Raw genomic sequence first — 16,324 nt, 5'->3', positions numbered from 1 at the left:
CAGGCACTGTGCCTATTGATTCGCTCGCTACGCTCGCTCATGCCGAGACCCCCTTGGCGGTCGCGGCGGTGAGCCTCTCGACGTACTTGGCGATCACGTCGACCTCGAGGTTGACCGGCTCGCCCGGCTGCTTGCGGCCGAGCGTGGTGAGTTCGAGGGTGGTGGGGATCAGGCTGACGGAGAAGGAGTCGTCCGTCACCGCGGCCACGGTGAGGCTGACGCCGTCCACCGCGATCGAGCCCTTCTCCACGACGTACCTGGCGAGGTTCGCGGGCAGCGAGAGCCGCACGACCTCCCAGTGCTCCCCGGGCTCGCGCGACAGCACCTCCCCGGTCCCGTCCACGTGGCCCTGCACGATGTGCCCGCCGAGCCGCTGGTCGGCCCGTACGGCGCGCTCCAGGTTGACCCGCGAGCCGGGGCGCAGGGCCCCGAGCGAGGACCGGTCGAGGGTCTCCTTCATCACGTCGGCGGTGAAGGAGTCTCCCTCGGCGCCGGCCACGGTGAGGCAGACGCCGTTGACGGCGATCGAGTCGCCGTGCCGGGCGTCGCCGGTGACGACCGCGCCGCGCACCGTGAGGCGCGCGGAGTCGCCGCGCGGCTCGAGTGCCACGACCTCGCCGAGCTCCTCGACGATTCCGGTGAACATTCAGCTCTCCTTAGGGGACTGCGGGCCGGAGGACGTGGAATCCACGGAGGACTTCGGACGCAGGACCAGCTTGAGGTCCGGCCCGACGGGGGTGACTTCGGCGAACTCCAGCCGGTGGATCTCGCTGATCGTCGAGACGCCCGCGGGGCCGAGCGCGGCCGCCCCCGCGCCCAGCAGCGCCCGGGGCGAGGTAGCCGCGACCCGGTCGACCAGGCCCTCCCGGAGGAAGGCGCCGGCGAGGGTGGGCCCGCCTTCGATCAGCACGCTCACGATCTGCCTCCCGTGCAGCTCAGCCATGAGGGCGTGGAGGTCTATTCCGCCCGGGACGCGCGGGAGCCGTACGGCGTGGTGGGACAGGTGGGCCGGGACGGTCGCGTCCTCGGCCACGGCGACCAGCGTCGGGGCCTCGGCGTCGAGGACGCGGGCGGCGGCCGGGGTGCGGGCGCCGGATCCACGACCACGCGCAGCACGGGCGCCGCGCGCAGGGGTGCGGGGACGCGGGCGGTCAGCCGGGGGTCGTCGGCGAGCACGGTGCCGATGCCGGCGACGACGGCGTCGCTCTCGGCCCGCAGGCGGTGCACGTCGGCCCTGGCCTCGGGTGAGGTGATCCACTGGCTGGTGCCGTCCTCGGCCGCCGAGCGGCCGTCCACGGTGGCGGCGAACTTCCAGGTCACGTACGGCCTGCGGGCCCGCACGAAGGTCAGCCAGGCGGCGTTGACCTCCTCGGCCTCGGCGGTCAGCACGCCCTCGTCCACGAGGACGCCGTGCCGCCGCAGGACGGCTACGCCGCCCGCGGCCTTCGGGTTGGGGTCGGAGACGGCGACGACGACCCGGGCCACGCCCGCCTCCAGGAGGGCGGTGGAGCAGGGGCCGGTCCTGCCGGTGTGGTTGCAGGGCTCGAGCGTCACGTAGGCAGTGCCGCCCCTGGCCCGTTCGCCGGCCTCGCGCAGCGCCACGACCTCGGCGTGCGGGCCGCCGGCGTAGGCGTGGAAGCCCTCTCCCGCGACCTGTCCCGACGGGTCGAGGATCACGCAGCCGACGACGGGATTGGGGCTGGTGCCGCCCAGGCCCCGGGCGGCGAGCGCGATCGCGCGCCGCATGTGAAGGATGTCCCCTGAGGTCACCCCGGTCTTCCTCTCGCCGTTGTCTACGGCGGGCCCCGGGGTTAGTTCGGGATGCGGCCTCGCATCACCTGCACGGACGGCGCCGCTGCCGGCGCGGCCATACGGCCGTCCGGCGGCACCACGGCCGTCCGTTCGCGCGCTTCCTCCCATCCGGACTTTCACCGTCGGTCCTGGAATCTCACCAGGTCCACCGGCCGATGGCTTCGGCCGGGTCGCGGACTGTCACCCCTGGGGACAGGGATGTCACCGCCGGTTCGGAATTACACCGACCCCGGAGCACGCTGCTCTGCTACCCGTCAGTGTAGCCGTGCCCGGCTCGTTGCCCTAGCGCGGGATTGCGGTGATCTGCGGCACACGGTTACCAGATGCGGTTGGTCTCAGCCATGTGCGGGTTGTGTCACAAAGCTGTGACACAAAAGCATTTGTGTAATAAGTAGTGTTCCTCGCCGCGTATACCGAGGTCAATGCGGCCGCAGGACACAAGGTGATTTACTTTGCACAACGAAGCAGGCAAGTCGCGAACTACCCGCCTGAAGTGATTGACCCCCGCAAAATTAGTTGCCAGGGTTCCCTATAGTCGGATCTCTTCCGCTCGTTAATGGTCCATCCGGGAGCACCGCACCATGACGTTCCCCTCCTCGACCGCGACCGACGCCGCCGCGGAGTCCGCGGACACCGCGGGCACCGCGGGCACGGCCGGTTCCGGTTCCGCCGTCGTCGGCCGCTCGCCCGGCCAGCTCATGTGGCGCCGTTTCCGGCGCGACAAGACGGGCGTGGTCTCGGCGATCATCGTGCTCGCGTTCTTCCTGATCGCGCTTCTGGCTCCCGTGATCGGCGCGTTGTACGGCAAGGACCCGTACACGACGTACGGCCAGAACCAGCCCGGCCTGCTCAACGAGTTCGGCTACCCGATCGCGCCCAACGGCGGCATGAGCGGCGAGTTCTGGTTCGGGCTGGAGCCGGGCCTGGGCCGCGACGTGTTCATGCAGCTCGTGTACGGCATCCGCACCTCGCTGAGCATCGCGGTCATCGTGACCGTGGTGTCCACGATCATCGGCATCGTGATGGGCATCACCTCGGGCTACATCGGCGGCAAGACCGACTACGTGATCGGGCGGGTCATCGACACGCTGCTCGCCTTTCCCTCGCAGCTCTTCCTGATCGTCTTCCTGCCGGTCGTCGAGGCGGCGTTCGTGCTGCCCGAGGAGGAGACGCCGGTCTGGCTGCGGTACGTGTCCATCTGCGTCGTCCTCACCGTCCTCGGCTGGGCCACGATCGCCCGCCTGCTGCGTGCCCAGGTGCTGTCGCTGCGGGCGCGCGAGTTCGTGGAGGCCGCCCGCGTCACCGGCGCCTCGCCGGCGCGGGTGATCTTCAAGGAGCTGCTGCCCAACCTCTGGACGCCGATCATCATCCAGGCCACGCTCGCGCTCCCGCTCTACGTCGGCGCGGAGGCGGGCCTCGGCTTCCTCGGCGTCGGCATGACCGAGCCCACCCCCGACTGGGGCCGGATGTTCCAGGTGGGCGCGAACGTCTACCACTCCGACGTGACCTACCTCCTGTTCCCCGGCGTGTCGATGCTGATCTTCGTTGTCGCCTTCAACCTGCTCGGGGACTCCATCCGCGACGCCTTCGACCCACGCACCAAGCGCTGACTCCGTGAGCGCGCACCCCCATAGGAAGGACCACATGAGATCGCATAGCAGGCGGATCGCCTCGATGACGGCCGTGCTCGCGGCAGGCGCGCTGGCCCTGGCCGGCTGCGCCAAGGGCGGGGGCGGCGGGGCGCCCCAGGGCGCCGCGGGCACCTCGCAGAAGCCGCTGGAGAACAAGGCCGTCAGCGCGATCGCGGTCGGCACCGCCGACGACTCCAAGGGCCCCGCCCCGGAGGTGCCGGGCGCCAAGTCCGGCGGCACCGTCTACATGATCGACCGGGACGACTTCAGCCACCTGGACCCGGGCCGCGTCTACCTGAACTACAACTCCTCGGTGTCCCACCTGTTCACCCGCCAGCTCACCGCCTACAAGCACGACGACTCGGGCAACATCAAGCTGGTCGGCGACCTGGCCACCGACACCGGCACCACCACCGACGGCGGCAAGACGTGGAAGTTCACGCTCAAGGACGGCCTGAAGTGGCAGGACGGCACGCCGATCACCTCCGGTGACATCAAGTACAGCTTCGAGCGCCTGTTCGCCGACTTCATCACCGAGGGCCCGGACTACGCCGAGACGTGGCTGGTCCCGGACCCGAAGAAGCCGTTCCGCGACCAGTACAAGGGCCCGTACGACGGCAAGGAGCTCGACACGATCGAGACTCCGGACGACAAGACGGTGGTCTTCCACCTCAACGGCGCGCACCCGGACTTCAACTTCACCGTGGCCATGACCGGCTACGGCGCCGTGCCCAAGGCGCAGGACACGAAGCAGAAGTACGACAAGCAGCCGTTCTCCTCGGGTCCGTACAAGATCGTGAGCCACATCACGGACAAGTCGATGGACCTGGAGCGCAACGAGAACTGGGACCCGAAGACCGACCCGATCCGGCACGCATACCCGGACAAGTTCCACATGGAGTTCGGGATCCAGTCCCAGCAGTCGACCGAGCGCTTCCTGGCCGACGCCGGCAACGACAAGAACGCGTTCACCTTCCACAACGCGGTCGCCCCCGAGCGGGTCCAGGAGGTGCTGGGCAACGCCGAGGTGATGAAGCGGTCGGTGCAGGGCCTGACGCCGTTCACCACCTTCTACAACATCAACACCAAGCGGATCACCGACGTCAACGTCCGCAAGGCGATCATCACGGCGTGGCCGTCGAAGCAGATCCAGCAGATCGGCGGCGGTGAGATCAACACCGGCAAGATCGCCACGACCGTCATGAGCCCGACGGTCCTCGGCTACGAGGCCTTCGACCTGTACGGCAAGCTGGCCAAGCCCGAGGGCGACCCCGAGGCGGCCAAGGCGCTGCTCGCCAAGTCGAGCACCCCGAACCCGACGGTGGTCTACGCCTACAACCAGACGCCGACCCAGGAGAAGGTCACCGTCGCCATCAAGGAGGCGCTCACCAAGGCCGGCTTCAAGGTCGTGGCCAAGCCGCTGAACGCGGGCACCTACTACGACGCCATCGGCCCGGTGGACAACAAGTACGACATCTACTGGGGTGGCTGGGCGGCCGACTGGCCGACTGGATCGACCGCGATCCAGCCGCAGTACGACGGCCGCCTGATCTCGGACAACGCGCCGAACTACACGCACCTCAACGTGCCGGAGATCAACGACGCCATCGACAAGGCCAACGCGATCACCGACGCCGCCGAGGCGGGCAAGGCGTGGGCCGCGATCGACCGTCAGATCATGGACCAGGCCGCGATCGTGCCTGAGTACTACCAGACGTACTTCGGCCTGTACGGCTCGGGCCTCGGCGGGGTGAAGTTCGACCCGATCGAGGGCGAGCAGTCGGCGCTCGACATCTACGTCAAGTAGCAGCAACCCGGGTCCGCCGCCCCTCCGCGGGGCGGCGGACCCCCGGCCCGTCCCGCCCGCAGGAGCAAGTGCGAGACCATGACCAGCTATCTGGTACGCCGCGTCGCCGGCGCCCTCGTGATCCTGATCATCATCAGCGCGATCACGTTCTACCTCTTCTACGCCGTGCCGCGTGACCCCGCCAGGGCGTTCTGCGGCAAGATCTGCCAGCCCGAGACGCTGGCGCTGATCCGGCACAACCTGGGCATGGACGAACCGCTGTTCGTGCAGTACTGGCACTGGCTGGTCGGCATCTTCGCGGGCCGGGAGTTCGTCCAGTTCGGCTCGTGCCCGGCGCCCTGCCTCGGCTACTCCTTCGCCACCCAGGAGCCCGTCTTCAGCGCCATCGTCGACCGTTTCCCGGTGACGCTGTCGCTCACCCTCGGCGCCTCGTGTCATCCTGGCGTTCGGCATCCTCACCGGCATGATCGCTGCCTGGAAGGTCGGGCAGCCGCTCGACAAGATCGCCAGCTCGTCGTCGGTCATCGGGGCCTCGCTCCAGATCTACTTCGTCGGGCCGCTGCTGGCGTTCTACCTGGTGGACACCATGCAGCTGATCCCGAGACCGTCCTACGTGCCGATCACCGAGAACCCGCTGGACTGGTTCACCCACCTGATGCTGCCGTGGGTGGTTCTGTCGATCATCTTCACCGCCAACTACACGCGCATGACCCGCTCGCAGATGGTCGAGCAGCTCGCCGAGGACTACGTCCGCACGGCGCGCGCCAAGGGCATGTCGAGCCGGACGGTGTTCTTCCGCTTCGCCTGGCGGGGCGCGATGATCCCCATCATCACGATCTTCGGTGTGGACCTCGCCACGCTCCTGGGCGGCGCGATCATCACCGAGCAGACGTTCAGCCTCCACGGCATCGGCGAGCTGGCCGTGCGCGCCGTGCAGAACACCGACCTGCCGATGCTGCTCGGCGTGACCATCGTGGGCGCGGCGGCGATCGTCCTGCTGAACATCGTCGTGGACGTGCTCTACGCGTTCATCGACCCGCGGGTCCGCCTGAGCTGAGCGCGCCCGACCAAGCCGAACGCCCAACCAAGTCGAACCGGGAACTGGAGCAGCAAGTGACCACCGTGTCGTGGAGCGGCGAGCCGGGGACCTCGCGCGGCCCCGGGCCGTTCCTGTCCGTCCGCGACCTGAGCGTCGAGTTCAGCACCGAGGACGGCATCGTGCACGCCGTCGACGGCCTGTCCTTCGATCTGGAGAAGGGCACCACGCTCGGCATCGTCGGCGAGTCCGGATCGGGCAAGTCGGTGACCAACCTCGCCATCCTCGGCCTGCACGACCCCGCCCACACGAAGATCGGCGGGGAGATCTGGCTGGAGGACCAGGAGCTGATCTCGGCGGACCGCGGCACGATGGAGAAACTCCGCGGCAACCGCGTCGCGATGATCTTCCAGGACCCGCTGACCGCGCTGTCGCCGTTCCACACGATCGGCCGGCAGATCGGCGATGTCTACCGCAAGCACAAGGGCGCGAGCAAGAAGGAGGCGCGCGACCGGGCCGTCGAGATGCTCCGGCGCGTGGGCATCCCCCAGCCGGAGACGCGGGTGGACCACTACCCGCACGAGTTCTCCGGCGGCATGCGGCAGCGCGCGATGATCGCGATGGCGCTGGTGTGCGACCCCGACCTGCTCATCGCCGACGAGCCGACGACCGCGCTCGACGTGACCGTGCAGGCGCAGATCCTCGACCTGCTCAAGGAGCTTCAGCAGCAGTTCGGCACCGCGATCATCCTGATCACCCACGACCTCGGCGTCGTGGCGGGCACCGCCGACAACGTCCTGGTGATGTACGCCGGGCGGGCGGCCGAGCGCGGCACGGTCCGCGAGGTGCTGCGCGAGCCGCGCCATCCCTACACCTGGGGCCTGCTGTCGTCGATGCCGCGCCTGAACTCGTCCGTGGACGTCCCGTTGAAGCCGGTGCGCGGCACTCCCCCGAGCCTGCTGAACCCGCCGTCCGGCTGCCCGTTCCACCCGCGCTGCGACTACCCGAAGCTCGCCGGGCCGGAGCTGTGCTTCAACCAGCGGCCGTCGATCTCCCCCGAGAGCGGGCATGGCGACGCCTGCTACCTCACCCTCGAGCAGAAGAGGGAACTCCGCACCGCGAAGACCGAGGACCGCGCATGAACGAGACGCTGCTGGAGCTCAAGGGGCTGGTCAAGCACTTTCCCGTGCGGGGCGGCGCGCTGATCAAGCGTCAGGTCGGGGCCGTCCACGCGGTGGACGGCATCGACCTCACGGTCGGCGCGGGCGAGACCGTCGGCCTGGTGGGCGAGTCGGGCTGCGGCAAGTCCACCACCGGCCGCCTGGCGGCCCGCCTGCTCGAACCCACCTCGGGCCAGGTCCTCTATCGGGGCCAGGACATCAGCCACAGCTCGCGCAGGCAGCTCAAGCCGATCCGGCCCGAGATTCAGATGATCTTCCAGGACCCCTACAGCTCGCTCAACCCGCGCCAGACCGTGGGCACGATCATCCGCGGGCCGATGGAGGTCAACGACATCAACCCGTCCGGCGGCCGCAAGAAGCGGGTCCAGGAACTGCTGGAGATCGTCGGCCTCAACCCCGAGCACTACAACCGCTTCCCGCACGAGTTCTCCGGCGGCCAGCGGCAGCGCATCGGGGTCGCCCGGGCCCTGGCGCTCGACCCCAAGCTCATCATCGCCGACGAGCCGGTGTCGGCGCTGGACGTCTCCATCCAGGCCCAGGTGGTCAACCTGCTGCAGGAACTGCAGCGCGACCTCGGCATCGCGTTCCTGTTCATCGCGCACGACCTCGCCGTCGTACGGCATTTCTCCCAGCGCGTCGCCGTCATGTACCTCGGCAAGATCGTCGAGGTCGGCGACCGCCAGTCGATCTACGAGCGGCCCCGGCATCCGTACACGCACGCCCTGTTGTCGGCCGTGCCAGAGCCGGACGTGTCGAGCGAGCCGCGTGAGCGCATCCGGCTGGCGGGCGACGTGCCCTCGCCGATCAACCCGCCGTCCGGCTGCCGGTTCCGCACGCGGTGCTGGAAGGCCCAGGACAAGTGCGCCACGGAGGTGCCTCCGCTGGTGCGGCTCAGCGGCAACCGCGAGGGTCACCTGACCGCCTGCCACTTCCCCGAGGCGCCCACCACGCAGGGCGAGGACGTGGTCCTCGACCCCGCCCTCGCCTGACGCGAGCCGCCCGGGCGCGCAGCCCCCCGCGTTCGCAGCCCGGCTGTTCCGCTCAGGCGGGCGGGGTGGCCCGCTCGGCGAGGCTCCGCAGCTCCGCGACGGCGCGGGCGGGGTCGTCGGCGCCGTAGACGGCGTTGCCCGCCACGAAGACGTCGGCCCCGGCCTCGGCGCAGCGCTCGATCGTCTCCGCCGAGACGCCGCCGTCCACCTGCAGCCACACCTCGCCGCCGTGCTTGTCGATCAGCGCCCGGGCCCGCGCCAGCTTCGGCAGCACGATGTCGAGGAAGCGCTGCCCGCCGAAGCCCGGCTCGACGGTCATGACGAGCATCATGTCGATCTCGGGCAGCAGGTCCTCGTACCCCTCGACGGCGGTCGCCGGGTTCAGCGCCAGGCCGGCCCTCGCGCCCGCGGCGCGGATCGCCCGCAGCGTGCGGACGGCGGCCTTGGCCGCCTCGGCGTGGATCGTGACGCTGGCCGCTCCCGCCTCGGCGTAGTCCGGCGCCCACCGGTCCGGGTCCTGGATCATCAGGTGGCAGTCGATCGGCGTCGAGGTCGCCTTGAGCAGCGACTCGACGACCGGCAGTCCGAGCGTCAGGTTGGGCACGAACTGGTAGTCCATCACGTCGACGTGGAGCCAGTCGGCGACGTCCTCCACTCGGGCGGCCTCGTCGGCGAGGCGCGCGAAGTCCGCGGACAGGATGCTGGGCGAGATCTGAACGGCCATAGTCCCTGCAGTCTATTTCGCCCGGGCGTCGGTCCCGTCCCTCCCCGGCGGCGCGGACGCACGGTCTCCTGACCGCACCCACGGCGAAGGCGCCGACCGCAGGCCGCGCCGAGGCCCGGGCTCCGGGCCACCCGTCTAGGAGCGGCGCAGCAGCGCCAGGAACATCGCGTCGGTGCCGTGCCGGTGCGGCCAGAACTGCGCGTACGGGCCGTCGCCGAGACCGGGCACCTCGGGCAGGAACGCGCGGGCGTCCAGCACCTCGACCCGGTCGCGCACGTCCTCCACCACCGCCCGGGTCTCGGCCAGGTGCGGCGAGCAGGTCACGTACGCCACGACGCCGCCCGGACGGACGGCCTCAAGCGCCGAGTCGAGCAGCCGCCGCTGCAGCGCGGTGAGCTCGGGGATGCTGCGGGGGTCGCGCCGCCAGCGGGCCTCCGGCCGCCTGCGCAGGGCGCCGAGCCCGGTGCAGGGGGCGTCGAGCATCACCCGGTCGAACGCGCCGGGCCGCCAGGCGGGCCGCGTGCCGTCGGCCGTGATCACCTTCGCCTCGCGGGTGGTGCCCCAGACCAGCCGGGCGCGGTGATACTGCACGTCGGCGCCGAGCAGCCGGGCGCCCCGCTCGGTCGCCACGGCGTCGAGCAGCCCGGCCTTGCCGCCGGGGCCCGCGCACATGTCCAGCCAGGTGGCGTCCCGGTCGAGCGGCACGCGGGTCAGTGCGAGCGCGACGAGCTGGCTGGCCTCGTCCTGCACCGCGGCCCGCGCCTCCCCCACCGCGGGGATGGACCCCGGGTCGCCCTCCGGCAGATAGGCCGCGTACGGCGAGTAGGCGGCCGGCTCGGCCCCGGCCGCGACCAGTTCCTCCAGCGTGGCCCGGCCAGGCCGCGCCACCAGCGCCACGCGGGGCCGCTCGTTGTCGGCCTCCAGCAGCGCGGCCGTCTCGTCCACGTCCCCGCCCACGGCGTCGCGCAGGGCGGTGACGATCCAGCGCGGGTGGCTGTAGGTGACCGCCAGGTTGCCGACCGGGTCCTGCGCGCGCGGCGGGGCGACGATCTCCAGCCACTGCTCCAGGGTGCGGCCCGCGACCTTCCGCAGCACGGCGTTGGCGTAGCGGGACGGGCCCGGCCCGACGCGCAGCCGTACGAGGTCGATGGTGGCGCTGACCGCCGCGTGGGGCGGGATCCGCGTGCGCAGAAGCTGGTGGACGCCGAGACGCACGGCGTCGAGCAGCGGCGGGTCCACCTCCTCCGGCGGCCGGTCGCTGCACGCGGCGATGACCTCGTCGTAGGTCCCGAGGCCGCGCAGCGTGCCGTACGCCAGCTCGGTGGCGAGGGCCGCGTCGCGCCCGCTGATCCGCCGCTGCCGCAGCAGGGTCGGCATGAGCAGGTTGGCGTACGCGTCGCGCTCGTCGACGGCCCGCATCAGGTCGTAGGCGGCGTTGCGCGCCTCGTCTCGCGGTGGGCGCCCGCGGCCCTGCCTCGGCTGCCCGGCCTTCGCCGCGTGCGCGGCCTGCCCGCCGTGGCCCGCTCTGCCGCCGCGTCCCGGGCGGACCTGCCCTGAACTGCCACCGGGGCCGCCACCCGGGCCGCCGCCCTTGCCGCCGCCAGGGCCGCTCCCCTGGCCACGCCTCTCGCCGCCGCCCTGACCTCTGCCCTGCTTCACGGTGTCACCCTCGACCCTGCCGCCCTCGACCCTGCCACTCGCTGATCCGCCGCCTTCGGCTCCGCTCTCCGCTGCCCGCCACACCGTCCTCCCGGCACCGTGCCGGGAGCTGGGCGGACAGGGCCCTTCAGACCAGGGTCTCACCGTCCGCGAACCGGACGCCGCGGCCCCACTCGGCCGCCGTCATCTGCCGCTTGCCCTGCGGCTGCACCTCGCCCAGCTCGACGGGGTGGGTGCCGGTCCCGACGAGGACGGCCGTACGCGTGGCCGCGATCTCCCCGGGGGCGAGCTTGCCGGCGTCGGGCGCGAGCCGTACCGGGCCGATCTTGACCCGCTGGCCGCGGAACTCTGCCCACGCGCCGGGAGCCGGGGTGCAGGCCCGCACCAGCCGGTCCACCCGCATCGCGGGCGCGGTCCAGTCGATCCTGGCGTCCTCGACCGTGATCTTCGGGGCCAGGCTGACGCCGTCCGCGGGCTGCGGGCGCGCCTCGAGCGTGCCGTCCTCGACCCCGTCGAGGGTGGCCAGCAGCAGGCCCGCGCCGGCCTCCGCGAGCCGGGCCAGCAGCGCGCCGCTGGTGTCGTCCGGGCGGATCCGCTCGGTGAGCACGCCGAACACCGGCCCCGCGTCCAGCTCCTTCACGATGCGGAAGGTCGAGGCGCCGGTGACGTCGTCGCCGTGCAGCACCGCGTGCTGCACGGGCGCCGCGCCGCGCCAGGCGGGCAGCACCGAGAAGTGCAGGTTGATCCACCCCTGCGGGGGGATGTCGAGCGCCGGCTGCGGCAGCAGGGCGCCGTACGCGACCACCGGGCAGCAGTCGGGGCCGATCGCCCTCAGCCGGTCGAGGAACTCCGGGTCCCCGGCCTTCGCCGGCTTGAGCACCTCGATCCCCGACTCCTCCGCGAGCTGGGCCACCGGGCTGGGGTGGACCTTGCGCCCCCGGCCGGACTGCGCGTCCGGCCGCGTCACCACGGCCGCCACCTCGTGACGGGGCGAGTCGAGCAGGGCGCGCAGCGACGGAAGCGCGGTGTCGGGCGTGCCGGCGAAGACCAGGCGCACTACAGAGCCCTTCCCTGCGTGGCGTGCGGCGAGATCTTCACCACCGGCGCCGACAGGCCGCTCCACTCGGCCTCGCGGATCGCCTTCATCGCGAGCTTGCGCTGCTTGGGGTCCAGCCGGTCGATGAACAGCACGCCGTCCAGGTGGTCGGTCTCGTGCTGGAAGCAGCGCGCCATGAGGTCGGTGCCCTCGATCGTCACCGGCTCGCCGTGCATGTTGAATCCCTTGGCCACCGCCCTGATCGCGCGGGGCGTCGGGAAGGACAGGCCGGGGAAGGACAGGCAGCCCTCTTCGCCCTCCTCGTCCATCTCGCCGCCGAGGTCGAGATCGGGGTTGATGAGGTGCCCGAGCTGCTCGTCCACGTAGTAGGTGAACACGCGCAGGCCGACGCCGATCTGCGGCGCGGCCAGACCGGCGCCCGGCGCGTCCATCATCGTGTCGGTCAGGTCCTTGACGAGCTTGCGCAGTTCCTTGTCGAAGTCGACCACCGGCTCGGCCGGGGTGCGCAGCACCGGGTCGCCGAACAGGCGGATCGGCTGAATGGCCAAGGGTTGGCTCCGTTCACGTCACGTACACGAGGAGGATCACCCCAGTCTACGGGCGTGAACGCACCTTCATCGCCGTCTTCCTGGCGGTCTTCGCGATCAGCGGATCGGGATGGTGCCTGCCGAGCATCTCCAGCACCGCGAGGGCGTCGGGGTGGTCGGCCCGGCCCATCTCGGGCACCAGCGTGAGCAGGTCCTCCCCGAGGAGGTCGAAATGGGCGACCGAGTCGACCGGGGCGCCGATGTAGAGCAGGGCCGCGAGGGTGTCCACCGCCACCCAGGCCCCGTCGCCCTCGCCGAGGGCCGGCGCCTCCAGGTCCCGCACGCCCAGCCAGGCCGCGGCGTAGCGCCACATCATCGGCTCGTCCAGGGCCTCCCGTACGGCCTGCGCGGCCTCCGGGCCCAGCTCCTCCAGAACGGTCCCGGCGGTGCCGCGCTGGGCGGCGTTGCCGGACGCGGCGATCTTGATGAGCTCGCGCGCCGCGTCCTCCGGCACCCGGCGCTCCAGCCACAGCGTGGCGGCGCTGGCGGAGGCCCGGCCGGTCAGCATGGCGTCGATGAGGTCGGCGGCGCCCAGCTCGGCGAGCGCGGCCACCTCGCCGAGCGACGGCGCGTCGTGGCCCTCCCTGAGCAGGTCGCGGCGCACCGCCCACACGCCCGGCTGGGTGAGCCGGACGAGCTCGCCCGTCAGCTCGATCAGCCCGCAGTACTCCAGCAGCGCCATCGCCGCGGCGAGCTCCCCGGGCAGGGTCATCCGCAGCCGCCGCAGGTCCGCCGGCCGGGCCTCGCAGCCCACCTCGTGGGCCTGGAGGATGCCGCCGGCCAGGGCGGCGAGCGGCATGCCCTCACGCACCGAGTAGATCGTCGCGAGGATCTCGGTGAGGTGCTCGTCGATGACGGCCGACCCGGTCAGGCCCTCCTCGGTCCGGTCGAGCACGTCCATGACCACGCCGTCCCAGAACTCCATCGGGTCGGGCACACCGGGCCCGGGGCGGGCGCCCTGCCGGGTGACCTCCACGAGACGGCCGTTGACCGCGACCACCCACAGCAGGCGCAGCCTGCCGGCCTCCAGGCCCAGCTCGGCGACGACCGCCTCGGCCTCGGCGGGGTGCGGCAGCCCCTGCTCGGTGACCTCGCACACACCCCGGGGTGAGGCCGCACATCGGGCCCCGACCCACTCGGCGATGCGGCGGGCGTCCCGTACGAGCGGGACCTCCCGCACCGCGTGGACGAGCTGCTCGTCGGGGGCGATGTCGACCGGCGGGAAGGTGAGCACGTCGCTGTCGGCCATTCCAGCAACTTACTGCACAGCAGTCACCTGATGCCCCGCGAACGAGCCTTGAAAGCGGCTTTCCGGGCGGCTTTGGCGGCCGCCTGGTCCGGCAGCGTGCTGCCGAGCAGCTCGAGAACCTCGACCACGTCGGGGTGGTCCACCCGCCACATGTCCTCGATGAGATGGGCGGGCGGCCCCGAAGCCGCGATGTTCTCCGCGAAGCCCTCCGGGTCGGCCTCGGCGGCGGGCAGCGCGAGCGCGAGCATGTCGACGCTCACCCACAGGACCTCCTCGGGGGTCAGCGCGGGCGCGTCCAGGCCCCGCGAGGACAGCCAGTGGATGGCGTGCGGGCGCAGCTCGGCGTCGTCCAGGTAGGACCGCACGACCGGCGCCGCCTCGACACCCAGCCGGTCCACGATGGTCACGGCGACCCCGCGCACCTCCGCCGGGGCGCCGGCCACGGCGGCGAGCAGCTCCGACGCGGCCTGCTCGGGAGTGCGCCGCGACAGCCATTCGGCGATGTCCCGCTCGGCCGCCTCGTCCGCCGTGCCGTCGCCGATCAGGCCGGCGATCAGCCCGCTCGCGTCGCCCTCGGCCGGGGCGGGCGCGAGCGGCGCGTCCAGGCCCATGCCGGCGTACAGCTCCCGCAGGCCCCACAGGGCGTGCGGGGTCAGGGCCAGGCCGTCCTCGGTCCGCTGGACCGTTCCCGCGTACGCCAGAGCGGTCAGCGCCTCGTCCAGCCTGCCGACCGGCCGCCCGGCGGCCACCTCGCGCAGGTAGTCGGCGAGGGCGTCCACCGGGACGGGCGACTGCAGCCGGTAGAGCAGGTCGTGGATCTGGGACATCCCCTCGTCCACCACCGCCTCCCCGGTGAGCGGCACGGACCTCTCGACGAGGAACTCCAGCGCCGCCCGCCACAGGTCGAGCAGTTCCTCCTCACCGCGCGCGTCCAGCTCGCGGAAGTCCTCCGCGACCGCGACGGCCGTGCCGTCGAGCCGGGCCAGGCCCAGGTCGAGCGCGAGACGCCACGCCGGCTCGGGACACTCGACGCCGAGCTCCGCCCTGCACGCCCGCGCGTCCCTGACCCGCAGCGACCGGCGCGTCGTCACCGTGCGGCCGCCCTCCACCAGCCACGTCACCACTCGGTGGGCGTCGCGCAGCAGCGGCACCCCGCGTACGGCCCGCGCCACCTCCTCGCGCGGCGCGAGCCGTACGGGCGGCAGGGGCGCGCAGCCGGGGCAGTCGCAGTCGTCGCCGTCCGCCTCCCCCTCCGCCCGCACGGCCTGGGCCGCGTCGAGCTCCAGGGAGTCGGGCCCGATGGCGCTGAACAGGCTCTTGGCCATGCCGAACTTGGACGTGTCGGCGAGCGCGCGCGGCATCTCCGGCTCGATGCGGTCGATGGTCTCCCGCATGCGGGCGGCCGTCTTGCTGCCGATCTCGCCCGTGTCCAGCAGGAACTCGACCAGTGTCCGCGCCGCGGCGACCGTCTCCGGCGCGCTCTCCGGTGGCGCGATGACCTTGCGCGGGTAGATTTCCAGCAGGAGCTCCTCGAAGGTGCCCGGCCGGAAATCGCCCAGTTCGTTCACCTCCAGGTAGTCGCTGGCGTAGTCGCACAGCAGACGTACCTCGTCGACGTCGACCTCGACGTTCCGCTCGCGCCCCCAGGCACGCAGGCCGTCGATGGCCCGGTTCACCCATTCGATCGACACAGAGGCACGCTAACGGCTCGCTTTGTGCGAGGCGAATCGGTCAGATGAGATCGAGCGGATCAATGTTCACACGTACCACGTCCGGCGCCTTGCGTGCGGAGCGCACACCGGAGGCGCCCTTGAGCGCGCGGGCCAGCGCGGACCCGAGGTGGCGCGGCACCCGGACCATGGCCCGTTCCAGCCCGCCCTCCACCGGCACCGGCCCCAGCACCTGCGCCCCCATGGGCAGCACGGCGCTCGCCAGCGTCTCCCTGACCGCCGCCGCCGGGCCCGTCAGCGTCGCCATCCGCACGGCCGGGGGGAAGCCCAGCTCGGCCCGCTCGTCGAGCTCGCGTTCCGCGAAGGTGACGGGGTCCCAGCGCAGCAGGGCCTGCACGGCGGGCACCGCGGCGTCGGCCAGGACGACCAGCTCCCCCGCCGGTCGCAGCAGGGCGGCGGCGTTCGTCCAGCGCCGCAGCGCCTCCTCGGCCGCGCGCAGGTCGGGGCGGCCCAGCAGCGCCCATCCGTCGAGCAGCACGGCGGCCGCGTAGCCGCCGTCCGGCACCGGCTCGGCCCCGGGCGTCGCCACGACCAGCGCGGGGGCGCCGCTCACCGTCGCGAGCACGCCGTCGCGGCCGCTGGTGCGCACGGCCACCGAAGGAAAGGCCCGGCCCAGTTCCTCCGCGGTGCGCCGCGCGCCCACGATGACGGCCCGCACGCCGGTCCCGCCGCAGGACGGGCAGCGCCAGTCGCCCGCGATCCGGCCGCACCAGCGGCAGTAAGGCACGGCGTGCCCGCCGCGCAGCGCGAGCGGACCCGAGCACACCGGTCCCGTGGCCGCGGGCTCCGAGAGCACGGGTTCCGCGAGCATCCGTGCCCTGCCGCCGGGCGCCGCGCCCGCCGAGGCGGCCCCTGCCGCCGG

12 protein-coding genes, 3 pseudogenes and 1 riboswitch are annotated in these 16,324 nt (G+C 72.2%); of the genes and pseudogenes, 6 read left to right on the top strand and 9 right to left on the bottom strand.

What is annotated here, in order from left to right:
• Window positions 1–37: 37 nt before the first annotated feature.
• Both B1L11_RS29820 and ribD read right to left on the bottom strand, forming a co-directional pair.
• Window positions 38–646 (bottom strand): riboflavin synthase, encoded by a 609-nt coding sequence (locus tag B1L11_RS29820; RefSeq protein ID WP_079318463.1) that lies wholly within the window; start codon window positions 644–646, stop codon window positions 38–40.
• Window positions 647–1,746, bottom strand: a pseudogene (ribD, locus tag B1L11_RS29815) (bifunctional diaminohydroxyphosphoribosylaminopyrimidine deaminase/5-amino-6-(5-phosphoribosylamino)uracil reductase RibD).
• Window positions 1,747–1,902: 156 nt separating this feature from the next.
• A riboswitch (FMN riboswitch) is annotated at window positions 1,903–2,054 on the bottom strand.
• A gap of 339 nt (window positions 2,055–2,393) precedes the next feature.
• Between ribD and B1L11_RS29810 the strand changes: the two are divergent.
• The 6 genes and pseudogenes from B1L11_RS29810 (at window position 2,394) to B1L11_RS29790 (ending at window position 8,456) form a co-directional block, all read left to right on the top strand.
• On the top strand, window positions 2,394–3,422 hold the full coding sequence (locus tag B1L11_RS29810; protein ID WP_079318461.1) for an ABC transporter permease: 1,029 nt from the start codon (window positions 2,394–2,396) through the stop codon (window positions 3,420–3,422).
• A 34-nt stretch (window positions 3,423–3,456) separates the two neighbouring features.
• Window positions 3,457–5,250 (top strand): ABC transporter substrate-binding protein, encoded by a 1,794-nt coding sequence (locus B1L11_RS29805; protein ID WP_079318459.1) that lies wholly within the window; start codon window positions 3,457–3,459, stop codon window positions 5,248–5,250.
• 78 nt (window positions 5,251–5,328) lie between these two features.
• Window positions 5,329–5,658, top strand: a pseudogene (locus tag B1L11_RS55285) (ABC transporter permease); the annotation flags it as partial.
• A gap of 28 nt (window positions 5,659–5,686) precedes the next feature.
• Entirely contained in the window at window positions 5,687–6,307 is a 621-nt protein-coding gene (locus B1L11_RS48775; protein ID WP_306291725.1) for an ABC transporter permease, read from the top strand.
• A gap of 56 nt (window positions 6,308–6,363) precedes the next feature.
• Complete coding sequence (locus tag B1L11_RS29795) at window positions 6,364–7,428, top strand: ABC transporter ATP-binding protein (RefSeq protein ID WP_079318457.1); 1,065 nt, start codon at window positions 6,364–6,366, stop codon at window positions 7,426–7,428.
• On the top strand, window positions 7,425–8,456 hold the full coding sequence (locus B1L11_RS29790) for an ABC transporter ATP-binding protein (RefSeq protein WP_079318455.1): 1,032 nt from the start codon (window positions 7,425–7,427) through the stop codon (window positions 8,454–8,456). The genes B1L11_RS29795 and B1L11_RS29790 overlap by 4 nt, the downstream gene beginning before the upstream one ends.
• 52 nt (window positions 8,457–8,508) lie before the next feature.
• Here the strand turns inward: B1L11_RS29790 and rpe are convergent, their stop codons facing one another.
• The 7 genes and pseudogenes from rpe to B1L11_RS29755 all read right to left on the bottom strand — a co-directional run.
• The gene (gene rpe, locus B1L11_RS29785) at window positions 8,509–9,180 is read right to left on the bottom strand and encodes a ribulose-phosphate 3-epimerase (protein WP_079318453.1); all 672 of its coding nucleotides are present in this window, start codon (window positions 9,178–9,180) and stop codon (window positions 8,509–8,511) included.
• A gap of 135 nt (window positions 9,181–9,315) precedes the next feature.
• Window positions 9,316–10,599 carry an RsmB/NOP family class I SAM-dependent RNA methyltransferase gene (locus B1L11_RS29780; protein ID WP_239108026.1) on the bottom strand — a complete coding sequence of 428 codons (1,284 nt, stop codon included), beginning with the start codon at window positions 10,597–10,599 and terminating at the stop codon, window positions 9,316–9,318.
• 367 nt (window positions 10,600–10,966) lie between these two features.
• Window positions 10,967–11,896 (bottom strand): methionyl-tRNA formyltransferase, encoded by a 930-nt coding sequence (fmt, locus tag B1L11_RS29775; RefSeq protein WP_079318449.1) that lies wholly within the window; start codon window positions 11,894–11,896, stop codon window positions 10,967–10,969.
• Window positions 11,896–12,444 (bottom strand): peptide deformylase, encoded by a 549-nt coding sequence (gene def / locus B1L11_RS29770; protein ID WP_079318447.1) that lies wholly within the window; start codon window positions 12,442–12,444, stop codon window positions 11,896–11,898. The genes fmt and def overlap by 1 nt, the downstream gene beginning before the upstream one ends.
• 46 nt (window positions 12,445–12,490) lie before the next feature.
• Window positions 12,491–13,732 carry a hypothetical protein gene (locus tag B1L11_RS29765; RefSeq protein WP_079318445.1) on the bottom strand — a complete coding sequence of 414 codons (1,242 nt, stop codon included), beginning with the start codon at window positions 13,730–13,732 and terminating at the stop codon, window positions 12,491–12,493.
• Between the two features lie 23 nt (window positions 13,733–13,755).
• A complete protein-coding gene (locus B1L11_RS29760; protein WP_079318443.1) occupies window positions 13,756–15,423 on the bottom strand; it encodes a hypothetical protein in 1,668 nt (555 codons plus the stop codon).
• A 40-nt stretch (window positions 15,424–15,463) separates the two neighbouring features.
• A pseudogene (locus B1L11_RS29755) lies at window positions 15,464–16,324 on the bottom strand (primosome assembly protein PriA); the annotation flags it as partial.

The sequence above is a fragment of the Microbispora sp. GKU 823 genome (genome assembly GCF_002027145.1).
Lineage (GTDB): Bacteria > Actinomycetota > Actinomycetes > Streptosporangiales > Streptosporangiaceae > Microbispora > Microbispora siamensis.
Note: the sequence above shows the minus strand (reverse complement) of the source record. Positions and strands in the feature narration are given on the sequence as shown.

What these genes read in the sequence shown, in the direction of transcription:
- B1L11_RS29805 (WP_079318459.1), top strand. Translation starts at nt 3,457, where the DNA reads ATGAGATCGCATAGCAGGCGGATCGCCTCGATGACGGCCGTGCTCGCG.
- B1L11_RS29790 (WP_079318455.1), top strand. Translation starts at nt 7,425, where the DNA reads ATGAACGAGACGCTGCTGGAGCTCAAGGGGCTGGTCAAGCACTTTCCC.
- rpe (WP_079318453.1), bottom strand. Translation starts at nt 9,180, where the DNA reads ATGGCCGTTCAGATCTCGCCCAGCATCCTGTCCGCGGACTTCGCGCGC.
- B1L11_RS29780 (WP_239108026.1), bottom strand. Translation starts at nt 10,599, where the DNA reads ATGCGGGCCGTCGACGAGCGCGACGCGTACGCCAACCTGCTCATGCCG.
- B1L11_RS29765 (WP_079318445.1), bottom strand. Translation starts at nt 13,732, where the DNA reads ATGGCCGACAGCGACGTGCTCACCTTCCCGCCGGTCGACATCGCCCCC.
- B1L11_RS29820 (WP_079318463.1), bottom strand. Translation starts at nt 646, where the DNA reads ATGTTCACCGGAATCGTCGAGGAGCTCGGCGAGGTCGTGGCACTCGAG.
- B1L11_RS29810 (WP_079318461.1), top strand. Translation starts at nt 2,394, where the DNA reads ATGACGTTCCCCTCCTCGACCGCGACCGACGCCGCCGCGGAGTCCGCG.